The 21,203-nt window shown below is 57.9% G+C and carries 19 protein-coding genes; 12 read left to right on the top strand and 7 right to left on the bottom strand.

Features of this window, described 5'->3' with window-relative positions:
- Nucleotides 1-122 precede the first annotated feature (122 nt).
- Nucleotides 123-1,241: a branched-chain amino acid ABC transporter substrate-binding protein gene (locus ABVQ20_RS16140; protein ID WP_354460512.1), complete on the top strand. Its 1,119-nt coding sequence runs from the start codon at nt 123-125 to the stop codon at nt 1,239-1,241.
- Nucleotides 1,242-1,838: 597 nt separating this feature from the next.
- Here the strand turns inward: ABVQ20_RS16140 and ABVQ20_RS16135 are convergent.
- From ABVQ20_RS16135 to ABVQ20_RS16120, 4 genes are read right to left on the bottom strand one after another with little or no spacing between them, the layout of a single operon-like run.
- Nucleotides 1,839-2,279 (bottom strand): RbsD/FucU family protein, encoded by a 441-nt coding sequence (locus ABVQ20_RS16135; protein WP_354460511.1) that lies wholly within the window; start codon nt 2,277-2,279, stop codon nt 1,839-1,841.
- A 13-nt stretch (nt 2,280-2,292) separates the two neighbouring features.
- Nucleotides 2,293-2,877 (bottom strand): DUF1349 domain-containing protein, encoded by a 585-nt coding sequence (locus ABVQ20_RS16130; protein ID WP_354460510.1) that lies wholly within the window; start codon nt 2,875-2,877, stop codon nt 2,293-2,295.
- Between the two features lie 41 nt (nt 2,878-2,918).
- A complete protein-coding gene (locus ABVQ20_RS16125; protein ID WP_354460509.1) occupies nt 2,919-3,755 on the bottom strand; it encodes an amidohydrolase family protein in 837 nt (278 codons plus the stop codon).
- Between the two features lie 17 nt (nt 3,756-3,772).
- On the bottom strand, nt 3,773-4,759 hold the full coding sequence (locus ABVQ20_RS16120) for an aldo/keto reductase (RefSeq protein ID WP_354460508.1): 987 nt from the start codon (nt 4,757-4,759) through the stop codon (nt 3,773-3,775).
- A gap of 102 nt (nt 4,760-4,861) precedes the next feature.
- On the opposite strand from ABVQ20_RS16120, the gene ABVQ20_RS16115 reads away from it, so the two are divergent.
- From ABVQ20_RS16115 to ABVQ20_RS16090, 6 genes are read left to right on the top strand one after another with little or no spacing between them, the layout of a single operon-like run.
- Nucleotides 4,862-5,824, top strand: coding sequence for an aminotransferase class IV (locus ABVQ20_RS16115; protein ID WP_354460507.1), 963 nt, complete (start codon nt 4,862-4,864; stop codon nt 5,822-5,824).
- A 23-nt stretch (nt 5,825-5,847) separates the two neighbouring features.
- Nucleotides 5,848-6,894 (top strand): ABC transporter substrate-binding protein, encoded by a 1,047-nt coding sequence (locus ABVQ20_RS16110; protein ID WP_354460506.1) that lies wholly within the window; start codon nt 5,848-5,850, stop codon nt 6,892-6,894.
- A complete protein-coding gene (locus ABVQ20_RS16105) occupies nt 6,891-8,000 on the top strand; it encodes an ABC transporter ATP-binding protein (protein WP_354460505.1) in 1,110 nt (369 codons plus the stop codon). Before ABVQ20_RS16110 ends, ABVQ20_RS16105 begins: the two co-directional genes overlap by 4 nt.
- Nucleotides 8,001-8,004: 4 nt before the next feature.
- Complete coding sequence (locus ABVQ20_RS16100) at nt 8,005-8,904, top strand: ABC transporter permease (protein WP_354460504.1); 900 nt, start codon at nt 8,005-8,007, stop codon at nt 8,902-8,904.
- Nucleotides 8,901-9,698, top strand: a complete 798-nt coding sequence (locus tag ABVQ20_RS16095) for an ABC transporter permease (RefSeq protein WP_354460503.1) — start codon at nt 8,901-8,903, stop codon at nt 9,696-9,698. Before ABVQ20_RS16100 ends, ABVQ20_RS16095 begins: the two co-directional genes overlap by 4 nt.
- 45 nt (nt 9,699-9,743) lie before the next feature.
- The gene (locus tag ABVQ20_RS16090) at nt 9,744-10,403 is read left to right on the top strand and encodes a helix-turn-helix domain-containing protein (RefSeq protein ID WP_354460502.1); all 660 of its coding nucleotides are present in this window, start codon (nt 9,744-9,746) and stop codon (nt 10,401-10,403) included.
- 24 nt (nt 10,404-10,427) lie between these two features.
- Here ABVQ20_RS16090 and ABVQ20_RS16085 read toward each other — a convergent pair whose 3' ends face one another.
- Together ABVQ20_RS16085 and ABVQ20_RS16080 are read right to left on the bottom strand one after the other, a co-directional pair.
- Nucleotides 10,428-11,387, bottom strand: a complete 960-nt coding sequence (locus ABVQ20_RS16085; protein WP_354460501.1) for a GntR family transcriptional regulator — start codon at nt 11,385-11,387, stop codon at nt 10,428-10,430.
- Between the two features lie 18 nt (nt 11,388-11,405).
- Nucleotides 11,406-12,935, bottom strand: coding sequence for a UxaA family hydrolase (locus tag ABVQ20_RS16080; protein WP_354460500.1), 1,530 nt, complete (start codon nt 12,933-12,935; stop codon nt 11,406-11,408).
- A 106-nt stretch (nt 12,936-13,041) separates the two neighbouring features.
- Here ABVQ20_RS16080 and ABVQ20_RS16075 point away from each other — a divergent pair, with 106 nt between their 5' ends.
- The 5 genes from ABVQ20_RS16075 (at nt 13,042) to ABVQ20_RS16055 (ending at nt 18,809) form a co-directional block, all read left to right on the top strand.
- Nucleotides 13,042-13,965 (top strand): dihydrodipicolinate synthase family protein, encoded by a 924-nt coding sequence (locus tag ABVQ20_RS16075; protein ID WP_354460499.1) that lies wholly within the window; start codon nt 13,042-13,044, stop codon nt 13,963-13,965.
- A gap of 132 nt (nt 13,966-14,097) precedes the next feature.
- On the top strand, nt 14,098-14,913 hold the full coding sequence (locus tag ABVQ20_RS16070; protein WP_354460498.1) for a shikimate dehydrogenase family protein: 816 nt from the start codon (nt 14,098-14,100) through the stop codon (nt 14,911-14,913).
- 63 nt (nt 14,914-14,976) lie between these two features.
- Entirely contained in the window at nt 14,977-16,221 is a 1,245-nt protein-coding gene (locus ABVQ20_RS16065; protein WP_354460497.1) for a DegT/DnrJ/EryC1/StrS family aminotransferase, read from the top strand.
- Nucleotides 16,222-16,787: 566 nt separating this feature from the next.
- Nucleotides 16,788-18,275, top strand: coding sequence for an APC family permease (locus ABVQ20_RS16060; protein ID WP_354460496.1), 1,488 nt, complete (start codon nt 16,788-16,790; stop codon nt 18,273-18,275).
- A 291-nt stretch (nt 18,276-18,566) separates the two neighbouring features.
- Nucleotides 18,567-18,809, top strand: coding sequence for an aminotransferase class III-fold pyridoxal phosphate-dependent enzyme (locus ABVQ20_RS16055; RefSeq protein ID WP_354460495.1), 243 nt, complete (start codon nt 18,567-18,569; stop codon nt 18,807-18,809).
- 1,003 nt (nt 18,810-19,812) lie between these two features.
- On the opposite strand, the gene ABVQ20_RS16050 is transcribed toward ABVQ20_RS16055, so the two are convergent.
- Nucleotides 19,813-21,144 carry an aspartate aminotransferase family protein gene (locus tag ABVQ20_RS16050; RefSeq protein WP_354460494.1) on the bottom strand — a complete coding sequence of 444 codons (1,332 nt, stop codon included), beginning with the start codon at nt 21,142-21,144 and terminating at the stop codon, nt 19,813-19,815.
- Between the last annotated feature and the right edge of the window lie 59 nt (nt 21,145-21,203).

The raw sequence follows: 21,203 nt of genomic DNA, 5'->3' as shown, positions 1-21,203 counted from the left end.
CGCCGAATGGCAGGCGCCTGATGGGGAAGGCGGCCGCAAATTTCAAAGTCAGCTTGATGCGCCGGGTGGGCATCGCATCGAAGCATCAATCAACGCCCACAATGCTAAATGGGAGCCATCGCATGAAAAAATCACTGTTGTTCGCGGTTGCCGTGACCGCGCTTGCCGCGTTCAGCGGCAACGCCCGGGCCGATATTCTGATCGGTGTCGCCGGTCCGATCACCGGTCCGAATGCCGCCTTTGGCGCGCAATTCCAAAAGGGCGCCGAACAGGCAGCGGCCGATATCAATGCCGCGGGCGGCGTCCTCGGCCAGCAGATCAAGATCCAGGTTGGAGACGATGTGTCCGATCCGAAACAGGGGATTTCGGTTGCCAACAAGTTCGTCGGTGACGGGGTGAAATACGTGGTCGGCCATTTCAATTCGGGCGTGTCGATCCCCGCCTCGGAAGTCTACGCCGAAAACGGCGTGCTCGAGATATCACCCGCATCCACCAATCCGCAGTACACCGAGCGCGGTCTCTGGAACACGTTCCGCACCTGCGGCCGTGATGACCAGCAGGGCAAGGTCGCGGGCGACTATATCGCTGCGAATTTCAAGGACGCCAAGCTCGCCATCGTCCACGACAAGAGCCCATACGGACAGGGTCTCGTCGACGTGGCGAAGAAGGTGCTGAATGCCGATGGCGTTACAGAAGTGATGTATGAAGGCATCAACATCGGTGACAAGGACTTCTCCGCGCTCATCGCCAAGATGAAGGAAGCCGGGGTTACGCTGATCTACTTCGGCGGTCTGCACACCGAGGCCGGGCTGATCATGCGCCAGTCCGCCGATCAAGGCTTGAAGGCTACTTTCTTCTCAGGCGACGGAATGGTTTCGAACGAACTAGCCGCGATTGCCGGTGACGCCGTCATCGGCACACTCAACACCTTCGGCCCGGATCCACGCAAGAATCCAGTCGCAAAGGATATCGTCGAGAGGTTCCACGCAGCCGGCTTCGAGCCGGAAGCCTACACCCTATACTCCTATGCCGCGGTTCAGATCATCGCCGCCGCGATCGCCAAAACTGGATCCGCCGATGACGCGATGAAAGTAGCCGAAACCATCAAGGGGTACGGGCCGTTCAAGACCGCCATCGGTGACTTCGGCTACGACGCCAAGGGCGATCCGACGCGTCCTGACTACGTCATCTATGAATGGAAGAAGGGCGAGGACGGAAAACCCACCTATTTCGAAAAATAAGAACTCGGGATCGAATGATCATTTTCAAAGATGCCCGGTGTCATGGCCGGGCATCTTACGGATGGAATCAATCCCGAAGAGTCCCTGGGAAGCGCATGCAGTCGGCGACTTCGCGGCGGAAACAACGGTATTTGCGCGCGAACAGAAGCAGTGGAAACGATGGAAGAAGGTCTAATTCGGCTACGGGCATCCACTTCGAAGGGACACTACTCCGGTTGTCTTATTGATGGGCGGACGCTGACGAGGCAGCCAACGGGTCCTTCTTGGGACGCCTGTTGAAATAGTAGCGCTGACCTATCGCGCGAAGACCGTCGCCGCTCAGGATCCTGCGGCCGACGTCGTGTCCTGGTTTATCCGGAGCGCAGACATCAATGACGCGCGCCCAGCGTTTGGCGAACAGGCCGGCGCAAGCGAGCGAGGCTCCTAAGTCGATCCTTGCCAGAAAGATATCATGAGCATGGGAGGAGCCAAATGCCCCCCTGTCGGGTGAATGCGTTATCTCCAACGCCGTTACCCGTGCCATCTGCTTCCATCCCAAAACGCCCATGGGATGCCAGCCCGCTCAATCTAATCCAGGGAGGCAAATGCCAATATCGGTCAGTTCCCGCCCAGGTTGACGGTCCCCTTGCGAATAATCACGTTGCCGTAGAATAAGGTTTCGCCAGTCGCTATGACGGCGAATGCCTGCTTGGTGCGCTCGTAAAATGCGAAACGCTCAATCCGGGCAAGCTTTGTCGGCTCACCGGGCAAGGCATCGAGCGCCGTCTGTATCGCGATATGTGCCGGTACGATCTTGTCAGGATCGCCGATGACTTCCATGCCCATCACCGGATCCGGTTCGGAATCGTCCAGTGGCATCACCGACAGCACCGCTTTCAACATGCGCGGCAAGTCGCTCGCTTCCATGCGGATAAGACGCTTCGACACTGTTTGTGCGGGGAAGCTCCCATCGGCGATGACAATTTCGTCGCCATGGCCCATGGCGCGCAACGCGTGCAGAATGTCAGCATTCAGGATAGGGTCGATTCCAATCAGCATGATGAAGGATCCTTCAGCTTAGATCGTGGAGATCGGTGGTGATGGCCGGGCCGATCGAAAACTCCGAAAAATGGACGGCCAGCCCACTGCGCTCCGGCGTACACGCCGTCGGGCCGACCGCGTAAGAGGCGGCAACCGGGAAGGGCGCGAGGCGCAACAGCGGCCAGAATTTGCCGTCCCGCGAAGCTTGAATGCGCATAGCGCCCCCGGCAAGCGTCACCCGGATGTGGAAGTCCTCCAGTTCCTTGAAAGGCTGCGAGACCGACCAGTCGGACTTGCCGTCGGTGATGACGGTGCTGAGGAAGAGTTCGCCATCGGTGAACTCCACGCCGGTCTTGACCCAGCGTTTCTCGTCGATACGAACCATGAGGCCTGCTTGATCATACAGGGTACGAAATTCGCCCTGGATGCGAATCCTGGCGGTGAAGTCATCAGTCGCCGGAAAGCCGAGGAAATGACCGCTGTCCCGGGTGAAATTGTAGTGGGTTTCTCGCCAGAAATCGGTCTTGGCATCAGTGGTCATGGTGAGGCTCGCATCCTCCGCCAACCAGCCTGCCGGCTGGTTGAGCCATGTGCCGTCCTTGAAGTTAACGTTCATGTCGTTTCCTCAGGTGAGAATGATGGTCATCGCTCGCTGCGCTACCGCAGACGATAGGCATCGATCGCGTTTAGATGGAAAAATCGGTCGGCCAATTCGGGATTGGCATCGGCCAGCCGGCCCGCGATGTCTCTCACGTCCTTATAGCCGGCCGCTAATGTGCAAACAGGCCAGTCAGAGCCGAACATTATGCGCTCCGGGCCAAAAGCATCCAATGCCAGCCGCATGTATGGATCGAAATCTTCGGCCCGCCATGATCCCCATTCCGCTTCGGTAACGAGGCCGGAGATCTTGCACCAGACATTTCCATGCGCGGCGAGCCTCTTCAGGCGAGATTGCCAGGGGAGGTTGACCCCGGACGCGATTGGGGGCTTGGCCATATGATCCAACACGAACCGCCCGCTTGGAAATTGTTGCACCAGATCGATGGCGGCAGGCATTTCCCGGGTGCGCACAAGCAGATCGAGGGTTAACTCGGCCGCGAAAATGGCCGACACGCCAGCACGGACCGCAGGCCGTCGCAGCCATTCAGCATCGGGCTCGTCGTGAACATTGTGGCGGATGCCGACAAGTCGGTCCCCGCCGGGGAGCGCGCGCAGCTTCCCGATCATGTGCGAGCAGTCGTTCGCCTGAAGATCTGCCCAGCCGACGACACCTGCAACGAAGGCATGATCGTTGGCTATGGCAAGAAATTCGCGGGTTTCGTCCGCGTCGTGGCGGCATTGCACCAAGATGGTCGCGTCGATGCCGGCTTCCGCCATCAACGGCAACAGGTCGTCGGGGCCGAAATCACGCCGCAGCGGGCGCATCGCTTCGCCTGCCATCCATGGGTAACTGCCTGTCGTCAGGTTCCAGAAATGCTGGTGAGCGTCGATCACGCGCGGTTGCATGCGGTTCAGGCAGTGGGGGCTTGAGGTGAGATCAGCCCAAAGGATCGCAAGTCGTCCCACATGGCCGCTGGGATTGGGTGCCGCAACAGCGCGTTGTTTTCGACGATCTCGTCGCGGCTTCTGGCCCCGCTCAGGACACTTGCTACCGCGGGATGCAGTGTCGGAAACTGAATGGCGGCGGCCTTCAGGGGCACGTCATGACGCAAGCAGACCCTTTCGAGTTCGAGGGCGCGGTCGATTAGCGCCTTGTCGGCCTCCTGGTAGTTGAATTTCGCACCGGCTCCCGGATTTGCGAGAAGGCCGCTGTTGTAGACGCCGCCTATGATGATGGAGATCTGCTTGTCCACGCAAAGCGGAAGGAGTTCATCGAGCGCCCCCTGTTCAAGCAGCGTGTAGCGGCCGGCAAGCAGGAAGCAATCGAAAACGCCGTCCCGGGCGAACTCCACCAGCATTTCGCTCTGGTTCATGCCGGCACCGACGGCACTGATCTGGCCCTCGGAGCGCAGTTTGTCCAATGCCTTGTAGGCGCCGTCCATTGCCTGCGCATAGTGCGCGTCCGGATCGTGGATATGCAGCACGTCGATGCTGTCGAGGCCCAGACGCCGGAGGCTTTCTTCGACCGAAGTCATGACCCCGTCATAGCTGAAATCGAACACCGGGCGCTCTGGGGGCGTTCCCTTGTAGTAGGCGTCCTCGCCCTGCGGTTCTTGGGGAAGCCGCAGCAATCTACCCACCTTTGTGCAAAGAACGTAGCTGTCGCGCGGTTTGGTTTTCAGGAAGGCGCCCAAGCGTTGTTCGGCCATGCCGTTGCCATATTGCGGCGCGGTATCGAACAACCGTATGCCGAGATCCCAGGCAGCTTCCATCGTCTCAAAAGCGGCAGCATCGCTGGTCGCGGAGTACAGCCCGCCAATCGCCGTCGTTCCCAGGCCCAAGGCTGTGGCCTTGAGCAACGTGCGGCCCAGAGGCCTCCGTTCAGATGTTTCCTGCATGAAAGTTTCTTCCCAAAACGCGACCTGAAATCTGCTCGGCAGTTAATTCCCACTCTCTTTCTTTCGTGTCAATAAATTTCTCCAAAGAAAATTATCTTGCAAATGAGCAATTTTCTTGTCATCGTATGCATGCCGATTTCAGGAAGTGTAGAAGCATCCATGAACGCTAAAAATGCAAACGGCGTCGCCTTCAGCGATGGCAGGTTCGTCCCGGTCGGCGAAGCCAAGATATCCGTTCTGGATTGGGGTTTCTCCCGTTCGGATGTCACCTACGACGTCGTGCATGTGCGGGATGGAAGCTTCTTTCGTATGGATGATCACCTTGCGCGTTTCGAGCGATCGATGCTGGGCGTCCGGCTGACGGCACCTCATTCGATGGCGGAGATCGCGTCGATAGCAGAGCGATGTGTTGCTCTTTCTGGGTTGCGGGATGCCTATGTGGCGATGATCTGCACGCGTGGGAGTCCACGCGTTTTCGGCTCCAGGCGGCCGCAGGACTGCGACAACAAGCTTATCGTCTATGCAATTCCATGGATCGACGTCATCCCACCCGATGTGCAGGCAAGAGGAGCCCATCTCCATATCGCTTCCGTGCCGCGGATCCCCCCCGCCTCCATTAACCCTGCCGTCAAGAACTACCATTGGGGCGATCTGACCCGCGGCCTGTTCGAGGCCCACGATGCGGGAGCCGATACCGCAGTGCTGTTGGACCGCGACGGTTATGTCACCGAAGGCCCGGGGTTCAACGTCTTCATTGTGCGCCAGGGCGAAGTGCTCACCCCCGATCGGGGCGCCCTGGAGGGGATCACACGCCGCTCCGTCCTCGAACTTTGCGAAATGCTCGCCATTCCGGCGCGGATTGCGCCGTTGCGGAAGCAGGATCTGCTGTCGGCGGATGAAATGTTCTGCACAACAACGGCGGGCGGAGTCATGCCCGTATCGCGCATCGACGATCACATCATGAGCGGCGGCAAGCCGGGAAAACTGAGCTCGCAGCTCAAGTCATTCTATTGGGAGCAGCACAGGGCAGGTTGGCACCAGACGCCAGTTAACTACTCCGCATAACGACTCAACGAAGGGGAATGAAAATGAAAAGACGTGAATTTCTGTCTCTCACCACCACTATTGCAGCGGGTGCATTGGCATCTTCCGCGTTCAAGCCAGCCAAGGCGGCTGGCAAGGAACTGCGCATTCTGACCTGGGAGGGATATGCCGACGACCAGTGGGTCAAGGCCTTCCAGGAAAAGACCGGATCGACCGTAAGCATCAGCTATACGGGCAGCGTTGATGAAATCTTCGCCAAGATGACAGCATCGGGTGGTGCGGATTTCGACGTGATCGCCATTGAGACGTCATCCTACAAACGGCTGACGCAGGAGAAACTGCTGCAGCCTGTCGATCTCGCGAAAGTCCCGCAGTCGAGCAATCTTCTGCCGGCGTTCCGTTCCGTGTCGGCGATTATTTTCGACGGCAAGCCATACGCGGTTCCCTTCGCCTGGGGTTCGATTCCGCTGATCTACAGCACCGACACGTTCAAAACCGCGCCTGACAGCTGGAGCGTTCTTTGGGACAAGAAATACAAGGGTCGCATCATCGTGATGGATGATGCCAACAATGCGATCGTCACCACGGCGCTCCTGCTCGGCATCAAGGACCCCTTCAACCTCACCACTGACCAGTTCTCACAGGTCAAGGCCAAGCTTCTGGAGCAGAAAGCCAATGTCGCGAGCTACTATGCCGGCTTCGACGACGGCGTCAGTATTTTCGCCCAAGGAGGCATCGATCTAATGATGTCCATGGGTGAGCCTCAGGCGCCGATGTTGCGCAGCCGTGGCGCCAATGTCGGGCTTACAATTCCGAAGGAAGGTGCGATCGGCTGGATCGATTGCTGGGCGATCAGTGCCAAGGCCCGCGACACCGATCTCGCTCACGCATGGGTCGACGCCATGCTCGAAAAGGCGGTTGGAACCTACATCAGCGAAAAGACCGGTTACGGCAACACCACCAATGGTGACGCCAATGAAAAGATCGGCTTGACCTATTCCGACAGGCTTGTCTTCCTTCAGGCGCCCGAAGACTTCGGCCGTCGTATCGAATTGTGGAACGAGATCAAGGCAACTCCGGTTCAACAATGACTGCTGCATTCTCCGAGGAAGAGGTCCACAGACCGAACGTCATCCAGCTGGTTGGCGTGACCAAGTCCTATAGGAACCTCAACGTTTTGAAACCAGTCGATCTTGACATCAAGGATGGAGAGTTCCTCACCATCCTTGGACCATCCGGATCGGGAAAGACGACAATTTTGCGGATGATCGGCGGCTTCACGCCGCCGACATCCGGCCGTATCTTGCTGCGCGGCGCCGACATCTCCCAGGTGCCGATCTTCAGACGGCCGTTCAACACCGTGTTTCAGGACTATGCACTTTTCCCGCACATGACGGTTGCAAAGAACGTGGCTTACGGGTTGCGGATCAGGCGAAGACCGGCTGCGGAGATCAAGACAAAGGTCTCTGCGGTCCTTGATACCGTCAACCTGACTGACAAGGCCGAGCGCTATCCCAGTGAATTGAGCGGTGGCCAGCGCCAGCGGGTGGCGCTGGCGAGGGCCATCGTCTGCGAGCCGCAGGTCATTTTGCTAGACGAACCGCTGGCAGCGCTGGACGCCGAGTTGCGGCGTTCGATGCAGGAATTTCTAAAGGACCTGCAGCGGCGCATTCGCACGACATTCGTGTTCATCACGCATGATCAGGAAGAGGCGATCTCCATGTCGGATCGCATCGCCGTCATGGATCACGGCAATCTGGTTCAGGTTGGCACCCCTCAGGAGATCTATTACAAGCCGCGGAGCGAATTCGTGGCGAAGTTCTTTGGCGAGAACAATCTGCTGCCCGCGCAGCTCGATACCGATGGCGTAACAGGCATCGTCCAAAGTCCGCTCGGAAGGCATCCGATTCCCGCATTGGCCAGCAGTAGCGCCGACCTCTTGCTCGCCATAAGGCCGGAAAGTTTCGCCATCCACGACGGCAACGAATTGCGCGGTGATCAGCGTGTTTCTCAGGCGCGTCTGGAAAACGTCACCTTCCTGGGGGCTACAACCCAATTGTCGCTTGCCATGGGAGGGCCAGAACACAAGATCAAGGTCAGAGTTCCTACGGACCAGTCCGGGAAGCATCTGAATTTGGGTGACGATGTGCTGCTTCGATGGTCTGAAGCCGATGTCAGCTTCCTGCCAAGAGGATGATGAGATGACCGTTTCCACCGCCGACATCGTTAGCGCCGGCAATAGCGGCCCGCTATATTGGCGGCCGTCGCTCGGGAGAATTGCTGCAAGGATACTGGTCTACGGTGTTCCCACACTCCTGATCCTCGTACCGCTTTTGTCGTTTCTGACCTACAGCTTTCTTGAGATGAAAGACAATCAGGTCACAGGGCAGCCGACGTTGTCAAATTACGCAGGGTTTTTCCAAAGCGGCAGCTATCTCTATGTTTTCTTCGGGACCGTAAAGCTCGCTTTCATCGTAGCTGCGGTGGCACTCATTTTGGGATATATCATCTCTTATCTGATATGGCGGCTGGAGGGGTCGGTACGCTATCTTCTGCTGCTGCTCAGTGCACTGCCGCTGGTTATGAACTATGTGGTCAAGATCTATGCGATGCGCAGCATTCTTGGCTTCAATGGCTTCCTGAATTCCTTTCTGCTCGCGGCCGGCATCATCGATGCGCCGAGCAAACTGTTCATTTTCAACCAGACTGCCGTCATGCTGACGATGGCGGTGATCTATCTGCCATTCGGGATTCTGCCGATTTTTCTGGCACTGGAGCGTATACCGCAATCGCTGCTGAGTGCTGCCGCCGATCTAGGTGCCAAGCCTGGCCAGATATTCCTCAGCGTTGTCCTGCCGCTCAGCCTTCCGGGCTCGATTGCTGGCGGGCTGTTCGTCATGGTCATCGCGCTCGGCGACTATCTGACGCCGCAGATGGTAGGGGGGAGTGAAGGTTTCACTTTCGGCCGTGCCATATGGAGCCAATTCGGCATGGCGTTCAACTGGCCCTTCGGCGCGGCACTTGCGGTCGTCCTACTCGTCACTGTCATCGCGCTGATTGGCCTTGCCTCGTTCATCTTGCGAAACGCGAGGATGCAATGACCAGGTTGGAGCGCCTCACCATTGGACTTCTGTGGATTATCGGTGGCCTCACATTTGCGATACTTTATGCGCCGGCGCTGATCGTCATCCTGCTTTCGTTCTTCGGGTTAAAGAACCATCAGATCGACTGGTCGACCTTCAGCCTGGAATGGTACGGGAGATTGGCGGACAATTCGCAGCTGCTGTCAGCCCTTTACAATTCTATTGTCGTCGGGATCTGCGCTGTGGTCAGCGCGACAATCATATCATTGGCGCTGGCCTACTACATGAAAACCGGCGTGCGGCGTGGCCGCGCCTATGTCGAGTTCATCATCTTCCTGCCGTTCGTGCTGCCGGCTATCATCACCGGAATCTCACTGCTGGTCGCATTTCGGGAAATCGGGCTGGAGCGAAGCCTGATCACGGTCACTATCGGCCACATCGTGCTGATCCTGGCGGTGGTCTATCGCATGGTCACAATCAGGCTCGACACACTTGAGAATTCGCAGATAGAGGCGTCCCTCGATCTCGGCGCAAACGGTCTTGAAACCTTCCTCTATGTTGTTCTCCCCCAGTTGCGGTCGGCGCTGTTGACCAGCTCGCTGCTTGCTTTTGCGCTGTCGTTCGACGAAACATTGGTCACGTTCTTTCTCGTCGGCGGGGAAACGACGCTGCCCATGCGGCTCTGGGCAATGATGCGAACCGGCTTTACCCCTGAGATAAATGCGCTCGTTTCGATCGTGCTGTGCGTGACATTGTTGTTCGCAGCGTTGGGTGCGATGTCGCTTCGCGAGAGTATTGAACGCAAGCCATAACGTGGCGAAACTAGTAGTCTAGGCAATTGGAATCGACGGCAAGATATGAATAAGAAAACCAAAGATCTCGGAAAATTGCTGAAGGAGCGGCGCGCCTATCATGGATGGACGCTTGCCGAAGTCAGTTCCATGACTGGCATTGCCTCGTCGACTTTGTCGAAGGTCGAGAACGGTCACATCTCGCCGAATTTCGACACCATATTGAAGTTGTCGCACGGCCTTGGCGTCGAGATCGGCGACCTGCTGAATTCAGCGCCTAGCGAGCCCACGCCACCGCTTGTGGTTGCCCGGCGCAGCATCAGCCGCAATTTCGAGGGCCAGAGGCTCGATCGCCAGCATTACAGCTACAGCTATCTGTCCGCCGACGTGGCGCACAAGCGCATCATTCCGATCTATATCGAGGTGCAGGCGGTGACCCCTGAGGAGATGGGGCCGCTGACCGCTCATGTGGGCGAGGAATTCATGCTCGTCCTGAGCGGCAAGGTGCGTCTGTACAGCGAGTATTACGAGCCGATGGATCTGGAGCAGGGCGACAGCGTCTATCTCGATAGCACCATGAAACACGGCTACATGTCGCTGCAAGAGCCAACCAGTTCCATTCTCGTTTGCTGTTCGAGCGCCACGCCGAACCTGGCGCAGACATTGCGGGAAATCATCAAGGACCAGATCATCCAGGAATCGCAGTCCGGCCCGAAAGCTGACTGAGCGGCGATGCCTGCTGTCCCGGCGCTAATCGAGCAGATAAGGCAAATGCGAGACAACGCTGATTTTGCGAAACGCCCGCAAGCGCTCAACGGCCTTGTCGCTCGACCGCTGCAGATGTTGGCGCAGCGCGTCCTGCGCCAAAGCCGGGTTGCCGGCAGTGATGGCGTCTATGATCTCCAGATGCTCGTCCATGAAGGCATCGATTGGCAATCTGCCCCGCACAGCCCTCTGGATGTGCTTGCCCGCGACGAGGATGCCGCGCGTGCGGATAAGGGTTTCCAATATGTCGGAATTGGAGCTGTACTGCAGCAGATTCACATGCAGGTCTTCCTCGAGCCCATCCAGTTCTGCCGGCTCCACCAGCGGAAATTTGGCCGCGGCCTGCATCAGGCGCCCACGCATTTCGGCAAGCTCGTCGGAAGGAATGCGGGCCATGGCGGTGCGCAAGGCCGCCGGTTCGAGCAACAGCCGTATTTCATACAAATCCTGGAATCGGCGTTCGTCGAGCGGGTTTATCCACCAGCGGGATTTCTCGTCGCCTATCACGATGCCGCTCTTCGCCGCATGGTTCAGTATGTCGCCGGCAACAGTCCTGCCGACCTTGTAGTGGCGCGCCAGAGCAAGTTCGTTGATGCGGCAACTTCCAAACACGGCACGAAGGATGACCGTTTCCTCGAAGTCGTAATAGTAGGATTGCCAGGCGAAGGCCTTGGCATTCTTTGGCACTTCGAGCATCTCGCCCGTTATCTTCAGCCGCAGCGGCGGTCCGCCCGTTCCAGCCAACACGCCACGACCCTCGAACCGACGAACCAGCCCTTCTGCCTCGAGCGTGGCAAGCGCCTGCTTGACCGGCGATCGGCTCGAACCAAAGAGGGCGGCAATCGGTCCCTCGAGCAAGACAGTGCCTTCCGGAACGGATCCGCCAAGGACAGCCCTTCTGAGGGTGTCGGCGATGGATTCATAAGCGAGCGGGCGATGCCCCATGCGAGCCCTTCCGAGACGTCAGGTTACCGCCCCTATTTGCCAAGGGACGAATTCGGAGTCACCATAATTGTAACCTTCGCTGAGCGTGCGTTCGCCCGAAGCTATGGCGACAATCTTTTCGAAAATACGTTCGCCTGCCTCGGCGATGCTGTCGCTTCCATCGATGATGCCGCCGCAATTGATGTCCATGTCCTCGCTCATATGCTCGAACATGGCATTGTTCGTGGCGACCTTGATGCAGGGCGCTGGCTTGAACCCGGAAACGGAACCGCGCCCCGTCGTGAACACGATCAGGTTGCACCCGCCCGCGACCTGTCCGGTGACTGCGACCGGGTCGTAGCCGGGCGTGTCCATGAAGACGAAACCGGGTTCCCGGATCGGTTCGGCATACTCATAGACTTCCCGCAGCGGCATCGATCCGCCCTTGGCGACCGCACCCAGGGATTTCTCGAGGATCGTCGTGAGGCCGCCCTCCTTGTTGCCGTGCGAGGGGTTGTTGTTGAGCTCCGCACCGTTCTTTGCGGTGTAGTCGCGCCACCATTCAATTCGCGCCATCAGCTTGCGCGCGATCTCTGGCGTCGCCGCGCGGCGCGTCAGCAAGTGTTCGGCGCCGTAGATTTCGGGCGTTTCGCTGAGCACTGCGGTGCCGCCATGCTTGACCAGAAGGTCGGCGGCATAGCCGAGCGCCGGATTGGCGGTGATGCCGGAGTAACCGTCGGATCCGCCGCACTGAAGCGCCAGCTTGATGCCGGAAAGCGAAACGGTCGTCCTTTGCTCGGCGTTGATGGCCGGCAGTATCTCGCGAATAATGCCAATCGCCTCTTCGATCGTCTTGCGCGTGCCGCCAAGCTGCTGGATCGTCATAGTCCGCAGCATTGGCCCTTCCTCCAAGTCGAATGCCTTGACGAGGTGGCTGATCTGGTTCGTCTCGCAGCCGAGCCCGATCATCAGGATGGCGGCGAAATTCGGGTTCCTCGCGTAGCCACTCAACGTTCTGCGCAGATACTGATATCCCTCGGTGTTCGTGGGGATCGCACATCCCGTACCGTGAGTGAGCGCTACGACGCCGTCGACATTGTTGAATTCACCGAAGCCGGTTGTCTTGAAATGATCGGCGACCGCTCGAGCCACCGTGGCCGAGCAATTCACCGAGGTGATGATGCCGATATAGTTCCTGGTGCCGACCAGCCCCGATGCGCGCCGGTAGCCTTGGAAGGTCCTGCGTTCATTTTCGGGCAGCAAAGGCGTCGGTCCGCCGTCGACGGCGAATTCATGCGAAACGGCGCTGTCGAGCATTGCCAGGTTGTGCAGATGGACGTGGCTCCCGGGAAGGATGTTGGTACTCGCCCGGCCAATGATCTGTCCGTATTTGGACACCGGTTCGCCTTCGCCGATAGCGCGCAAGGCAATCTTATGACCGCTGGGAATCTCTGCTTGAGCGATAACCTTGCCGAGGTGTTCGGCTATTTCGATCCGCCTCGTGGCAACCGCGACATTGTCCGCGTCGTGCAGTCGGATGATGGCCGGGGCCGATCGACGAACTGGCATAGTCACCTCCATTAATGAGTATTGCATGCAAAAATCATTCATGTTAGGCAGGTGAAAGTCAAGAGAAGACTTTGAAGCACGACGATTCTTTGGGGATTTTCCGAAAATGGCTAAGGACCAACCGTATTCGGGCCTCTTTCCGGTGGCGCCGACACCCTTCACCGAAACCGGAGAGATCGATCTTGCAGGCCAGCGCCGCGTGCTGGATTGCATGATCGACCAGAAGGTCGACGGCATCTGCATTCTGGCCAATTACTCAGAGCAGTTCCTGCTGTCAGACGACGAGAGGGCGCAGCTCACTGATCTATGCTTGGAGCACGTGGCGGATCGTGTGCCGGTGATGGTCACCTGCAGCCATTTCAGCACCGAGATCGCCAGTGCGCGCGCGCGCCACGCGGCGGACCGCGGTGCCAAGCTGATCATGTTGATGCCTCCCTATCATGGCGCCGGCATCAAACTCGACGAAGCGTCGATTCAGGAGCACTTCGCCAGGGTTGCGGACGCAGCGCGGTTGCCGATCATGGTCCAGGACGCGCCATTGAGCGGCGTCACCCTCTCTGTCGAATTCCTTGTGCGTCTGGCGCAGTCCCTTCCTCTGGTCCGTTATTTCAAGATCGAGGTGCCGGGCACGGCCGCGAAGCTGCGCGAGTTGATCGAAAAGGGTGGCGATGCGATCGAGGGACCATTCGATGGTGAAGAAGCAATCACCTTGATGGCTGATCTCGACGCTGGCGCAACCGGCGTCATGTCGAGCGCGTTGCTTCCCGACCTCATTTGCCCCGTCATCCAGCATCATCGCGCTGGCCGCCGGCAAGAAGCGGTGAAGGCTTACGAGCGCATTCTGCCTCTGATCAACTATGAAAACCGGCAATGTGGATTGCGGGCGACGAAGGCGGTGATGGCGCAAGGCAAGGTTATCAAGTCCGACCATGTCAGGCATCCGCTGAAGGCCCTGCATCCAGCGACGCGAGATGGCTTGCTGGAACTTGCCCGGAGTATCGATCCCCTGGCCCTGCATTGGGGCAAGTGAGACTTGACGGTATTGCTCAACCACATGATGCCGTCACCGACAAGGCATCGCCGTAAAACTGCACGCCGGACGGAGCTCGACCGGTCTGCGGCGAAGCAAAGTTTCTCTGCCCGTGGAAGGGACTTGCCTTAGATGCTGTCAGGTCTTGAGCGCCCAAATGGCGAAATCACCGGTAGAACGCGCCTTCTCGGAATCCTGGCTCATCCAACCGAACATGTCAAAGCGCCGCCTGAGATCAACCGCATTGCCCGGCTGAGGGGCACGGACGCTGTCATGGTGCCACTGAATGTAGCGCCAGCCGATCTGGAGAGCCTTGTTGGCGGACTGCGCGTGCTGAAAAGTTTCGATGGAGCGATCGTTACTGTCCCACACAAGCAGGCGATCATCCGCCTTTGCGACGTGGTCAGCCCGCAGGCTCGCGCTGTCGGCGCTGCCAATGTGCTGCGCCGGGATCATGACGGCCGGATAATAGCCGACCAACTCGACGGCATCGGTTTCGTCGAGGGGCTGCGGCACGCCGGCATTGAGGTTGTGGGCAAGTCTGTCTACATCGCTGGCGCAGGCGGGGCGGCAAATGCCATTGCCTTTGCACTCGCTGAAGCGGGCGTGCGGCGTCTAACCCTTGCCAACCGTACGCAGGGCAAGATCGAGGCGCTGCGCGAAAAGCTGATCGCTGCCTATGGTAACATTGATGTCGGACTGGGTTCTGGGAACCCGACCGACCACGATCTTATCGTGAACGGAACGACGCTGGGCATGAATGTGTCCGATCCGCTTCCACTCGACACGCACTTGCTGAAGGCAGACATGGTGGTTGCCGAAGTGATTATGGAGCCGGAAATAACACCGCTTCTCGACGCTGCACGCAAAATCGGCTGCAGGATCCATCTCGGCCGACACATGCTTGAACATCAGCTTCAACTCATGGCCAACTTCCTCGGCCTTTAGATCTCCCCAAGACCTTAATTTGCCGGCAAACGAATGCTCCAGAACCCGAAGAGAGACATCCTAATGCAAGACCTGGCCATCAATGGTGGCCCTCGCGCTATCGAGGGGACCCTTCCGAGCTTTCGCGATGCATCGGGGCGCACGCTCGGCGACGAAGAGATGAAGGAGCTGTCGGACGTCCTCAAGTCTGGCAGCCTTTCCTTTCTCGTTGGTCCGAAAACAGGTGAGTTCGAAAGGCAGTTCGCGGCGAGATACGGTGTCAGCCACGCGGTCGCCGTCAGCAGCGGGACCGCGGCACTTCACACAGCAGTCATTTACCTCAACCCCGAGCCTGGCGATGAAATCATACTCTCGCCCATTACGGACGTCGGCACGGTCATCCCAATCATTTCCCAACTCGCTATCCCGGTTTTTGCTGATGTCGATCCGAACACCCACAACATCGACCCGGCCTCCATCGAGCGGAACATCAGCACGCGCACCCGAGCTATCATCGTTACACACGTCTACGGTCATCCGGCCGACATGGATGCGATCATGGCTATCGCGAAGAAACACAACCTTTTCGTCATCGAGGACTGCGCCCAAGCTCATCTTGCCTCGTACAAGGGGAAGCTGTGCGGCACTATCGGTAATCTCGGCTGTTTCAGTTTCCAGCAGTCGAAACACATGACCACTGGCGACGGCGGTATGGTGATAAGCAATGAAGACGGGCGTTTCGGTCGCGGACTCAGACATTGCAGCGACAAGGGTTGGCCGCGTGAAAGGGGTGGCCGCGATCATTTGTTCCTCGCGCCAAACTATCACATGACTGAGTTGCAGGCGGCTGTAGGCTTGGCCCAACTGAAGAAGCTGGACCGGTTTGTCAAGGCGCGGGTCGATGCCGCCGACAGGCTGAGCGCGCTGCTGTCCGGCGGCGAGGTCATTCCCGTCTTACCGTTGCCGGGGACAACCGGCGTCTATTTCTTCTACTCATTTCGCCTAGATTCTCAAAGATTGTCGCGGCCTATCCCGGAAGTCATGAAAGCCCTGACGGCCGAGGGCATCGATGGTTTCATCGGCTATCCCGGTCAGATCCCCCTCTATCGATATCCCCTGATCAAGGAACACAAAACGTTTGGCAGTTCCGGCCTGCCGTTCACTCTCGATGGCGTTCGCAAGGACGACTTCGACACAGAACTTTGTCCGGTGGCAGAGCGTGCCTGCCGAGAAACCATCTGCATGTGGTGGACGGACAGAATGGAGGATCACCATCTCCGGCAGATCGCCGATGCGATCCGTAAGGTGATCATGGCCTATCGCAACTAGCATTTCATGGCGACGCGATGCGGTTCACGGGAAAGTTCCAAACTGTCCATCGACACGAGATTGAAACAGCAACTGCATGCTCTCGCACAGCTGGAGTTTTGCAGCCAACCCCGCTGCGCTTGCCAAGAGCCTGACAGCGTGGCGCCTCGTGCCTTGTCCATGCGGCTATCAGCTATTTTTCGATCCCATCCAACCCCATCACGACACCTCACCAGCGCCGCGAACGCTAAGATGCTTTTGGCTTGGGAGCCATATTCTTCCTTCGACGATAGCACCTGCCGCACTGGGGTGAATCCGGAGTGGGAGACCCAAGCGGACGCGTCCTAACTTAAGTTAGCAGAGGATTGGCGTGAGGGCGTGATCAGGCGTAAAAATCCATCGACAAATTGCCCAAGTTCGCTTGTGCGACCTCATTGTCGATGGCTGTCGAGCTCGAATGTTTCGCTCGTTGATTAATAAGCAGAGCCAATAAATCATGTTGAAAAATGTATTTCTAGGGCGACGGCTTCGTACCTAACATACGTCCCAACGCCGCGATTTACGACGGCACTATAAAGGGGACTCGCATGACCACAACTTATGAGCGCGCTAGCCTGCTCGTTGACTCAAATGACGAAGCTGACCTCGCAGCACTTGGTTATACTCAAAAGCTTCACCGGACGATGAGTCCGTTTACGTCTTTCTGTTTGGCATTTTCAATGGTGTCGATCAACACCGGCGTTATTACTCTGTTCTCAGATCCGTTCAACCGGGTTGGCGGGTTTGGCGTGTTGCTCTGGTTTCTGGTCATTCCTTTTGTCTCCTGCATCGTGCTGGTTTACTCGCATTTGTCGGCCCGTATCCCAGTCACCGGCTATGCCTATCAGTGGTCCAGCCGCCTCGTGAACAAGAGCTATGGCTGGTTCACGGGCTGGATCGCCATGATCTCGTTCATGGCTGGCACGGCCGGTACGGCGGCGGCCATCGGTTCAGTTTTTGCCCCTGAGATCTGGGCTAATCCGACACAAGGGCAGGTGCAGGCGCTCAGTATCTCGGCGACAATTGTCGTCTGCGCGATCAACATCTTTGGCATCAAAGTCGCTAGCAAGATAAACGACGTTGGGGCGGTTGTAGAGTTGCTCGGAACTGTTGTCTTGATGGCCGGACTTATTGTCGGTGTTTTTTTCGTCTTTGGCGACAGCCAGGGCTTCGGCCTGTTGGTTGACACCACGCCGGCCAGCGGAGAGCCGCTGTCGCTGACAACGTTTGCGCTTGCGATGTTGCTCCCAGTCAACGTGTTGCTGGGATGGGAGGGTGCCGCGGATTTGGCAGAAGAGACCCTGGATCCGCGCCGCGCCGCTGCACAGGCCATGATCCGCGCCGTCGCCGTGTCTAGCATTTTCGGGGTTGGTCTCTTCGCCTTGCTTGCCCTGGCTATTCCCGGCCCCGTCGCGGACTTTCTGGCGCATCCAGAAAACCCGGTCATTGCCATCGTTCGGCTGCGTTTTGGAAACTTTGCCGCCCTTCTCATGCTGTTTGTCGCATTCGCCTCGATTTTCGCGTGCCTGATCGCCAACATGGCCGTTGCCACGCGGATGATCTACGCCTTGTCACGTGACAGAATGCTCCCCGGTTCCAAGCATTTGATGGGGGTCAATGAGCGCACGGGAACGCCTGTGGTTGCAATTATCGTGGTTACTGCCATCGCGATTGTGATGAACGTTGCCAACGGTGGGTTTGTGGCCGCGATCTACTCGATGGTTGGTCTGACCTATTATCTGACCTATTTCTTGACCCTTGTTGGTGCATATCTAGCCCATCGTGGCAGGCGCATTCCGTCGGCGCCGATTGACGCCTTCGGCCTTGGAGCTTGGCTTGTTCCGACCATCGGTGTGGGCGTTCTCTGGACTCTCGTTGTCATTGCGACGTTCTCAATTCCTGACGAAAGTCACCCTGGGGCGTTCATGACGATGTTTATGCTGGCAATCGGTGCCACGTGGTGGCTCTTAAAGCTGCGTGGTGATCTTGCCACGGGAAGGGCGGGCCCGCCGGACCTAGCTCCGAAGAAGCTATAAAGCACGCAGTCACAGTCGCAATCATGGGGCCGCGCCTTCATTTTGGAGGCGCGGCCTTGGCGTTTGTATTGCGCCCTATGTCAATGCTTTTGGGTTGGTTCGAAGGAAAGGGGCTGTGAATTGGCATGCGGTGATAGGCTATAGGCGGCGGCGATAAGGCCCTGCGACGCACCGGCCGGACTGGCAACGTGTTCGCCTGCCAGGCGTTCGGCATCCAATCGAACTTGCTGATCTTGTCGAAGCAGCTTTCATCGTCCTGTCAGCCGATAGGGGCAGTCCTGATGACAGATCGTGATTGGTGTGTTCGCTCACGGATTTACGGGTAGCGGCCATCCCGTGGCCGCCGCGGTGGCACTGGAGAATATCCGAATCATTGAGGAGCGCGACCTAGTGGGCAGCGTTCGGCGTCTTGCTCCACGGTTCAGATGGCAGCTTGACCAAATTCTGCCGTGCGGCCTCGTACGGGAGGCCCGGTCGGCCGGCTTGATAGGAGCGTTTGAATCAAACGCCGCTGCTGAAAGTCCGATTGGGTGAGCGTGGCGCGGCCTTTCAGGAGCTGCTTTTGAGCAGAGGCCTGATTAGCCGCAGCGTCGAGGATACCGTGCGCTGTGTCCTCCTATGATCACGATAGAACGTCAGCTGGAGGAAATGTTTGAAATGATTGAAGGATACATCAAGGACTTTGGCTCGGATTGTTGACCTTCGTAGCGGCCCTGGCGGTGTTTGGGGGGCTGCGCTTCCGGTGCAACGCGCACGGGCCTAAAATATCGGGAGCAATCGACCTTTGATTGAAGCCTCGAAAACGGAAGAGGAAAAAGCAGAGCTCATGGTGGGACTTCGGCCGGGTGTCGATCGATCCCCTTTTCGCGTTGGCAGTCTGTGGCGCGCCAAAATATAAGATTCTTTGAATATTGGCGTTACAAGAGGCGCCCCGAGGATAGTGCTGACCGCGCGCAGTTAGAGGCGATTTTCGTTCAATAATTTACCGTGGGCACCGTACGATTTATAACTGGGATTTGTGATAGGGTCATAAAATATGACCGTTATATATTCAGACGACTCGGATGCGGTCTTGATTTATATTGTATTTGTCGAGGAATTTGTGGTTCCGATTTGATCATAAGTAACTTCGGCGGCGATCATAGGGACATCCCGCCAATAGCCAGGGATCTCCCTATCGGGATTGCTATTCGAGATTCTTGATTTCGCGGCTGAATCTCTCAATTCTTGTTCAAGCTCGCAGGCGAATCTCGCCCAGATCAACGAATGAAGCATGGCTTGGCTCACATGGACCAAATGAAATTTGCTTTCTTGTGCTCGTGACGTCAGCGTGCTTTGATCTCCCAGACACGCGCACCGAGCCGTCCGCGTCACCGCCTATGCAGTCCGCAACGAGAAGCGGAGCGGTCCGTCCGCCTCCTTTTTCCCCGGTATCGTAGTCTTCTTTTTCGTTATTATCCACGCGCCAATCTCATACCGCGCAGCAGGCGTTGAGGGTGGTCTTCTTCCGCTGGCTGTTGCACATTCTCTTGGCCAGTTAAGCGATTCCGTCCGCCTCGATCGAACCGAGCACGTCGTCGAGCACGTCGAGTGCATGCGACATGTCTTCATGTGTGCAGTCCAGCGGCGGCTTCACCTTGATCAGGTTGCCGAGGCCGGCATAGCGGCTTTCGCCAAAGAGGACACCCTTCTCGAGGCCGCGTCGATACACTTCCGAGGCAGCCTTTGTGGCTGGCTCTTTGCTAACCCGGTCTTTGACGAGTTCGAGCGAGACGAACAGGCCGGGGCCGCGGATGTCGCCAATCAGCTTGCGGCGGTCCGCCATCTCGTGGAGTCGCTGCGTTGCAAACGCACCATGGTCGCGCGCCTTACCGCACAGATCGTCGTCAATGATCGCGTCGATCGTGGCGACGGCCGCCGCCATCGAGACCGGAAACTGACCGAAGGTCAGCGCATCCTCTCCCGATTCAAAGCCGTTCAGCCGCTCACTTGCAAGGATGCCGGCCAGAGGGAAGCCTCCGCTGATGCCCTTGCCGAAGGTCATGATGTCCGGAACGATGCCGAAATAATCGGCGGCGAACATTGCGCCTGTTCGGCCGAAGCAACTCTGGATCTCGTCCCAGATCAGGATGATGTCGTGCCGGTCGCAGATGTCACGTACGCCTTTAAGGAAAGACAGCGGCAGAGCAATGTGACCGCCATTGCCAGGGATTGGCTCAATCATGATGGCGACGACACCGCCGTCGACGCCCTTGTGGATCGTCTCTTCCAGCAGTTGAAGGCAGAGTTTCGATTCCATCTCGACATCCATGCCCAGTCGCGGACGATAGGGGTCCGGATGCGGCACACGGGTGAAGCGCGGCTGGATCGGCAGGAAAGGGTTGTTTGGATGCGGCCAACTCGCAGCCATCGTGGTCAGCGAACGGCCATGGTAGGCGTCCTGCAGCACGATGATATTGTGGCGCCCAGGCTTGTTTTTGAAGGCCAGCTTCATTGCCATTTCGACCGCCAGGCTGCCATGCAGGCAATAGCCGATGCGATTCAAGTCGCCGGGCGAGATCTCGCGCAGCTTCGCGGTGAGTTGGAGCAGTGGGATTGTGTTGAAGTTTGGCCGGGCGTGGGTGATTTCGCGCAACTGGGCGATCGCCGCTTCCACCACGCGTGGATCATTAGCGCCGAGATTGTTCGACCAGGCCTGGGAGGTGCAGTCGAGATATTGCCGGCCCTGGTCGTCCCAGACATACGAGCCCTTGGCTCGCACCAGCGTAATCTTTGTCTGGTCGCCCTCCAACGGATCGTGGATTAGGGACCGCTTACCCTGTTCCAGGACGTTTCCGAAATGAGACGTGTCCGTCTGGCTGATATTCATGGCTCACCTCACCTGTTGGGATCGACCAATTATCGAGTGGAACCGCTTGACAACAAGGA

The sequence above is a fragment of the Mesorhizobium shangrilense genome, from assembly GCF_040537815.1.
Lineage (GTDB): Bacteria > Pseudomonadota > Alphaproteobacteria > Rhizobiales > Rhizobiaceae > Mesorhizobium > Mesorhizobium shangrilense.
The sequence above is the reverse complement of the archived record's forward strand: the minus strand, read 5'-3'. Positions and strand labels throughout refer to the sequence as shown.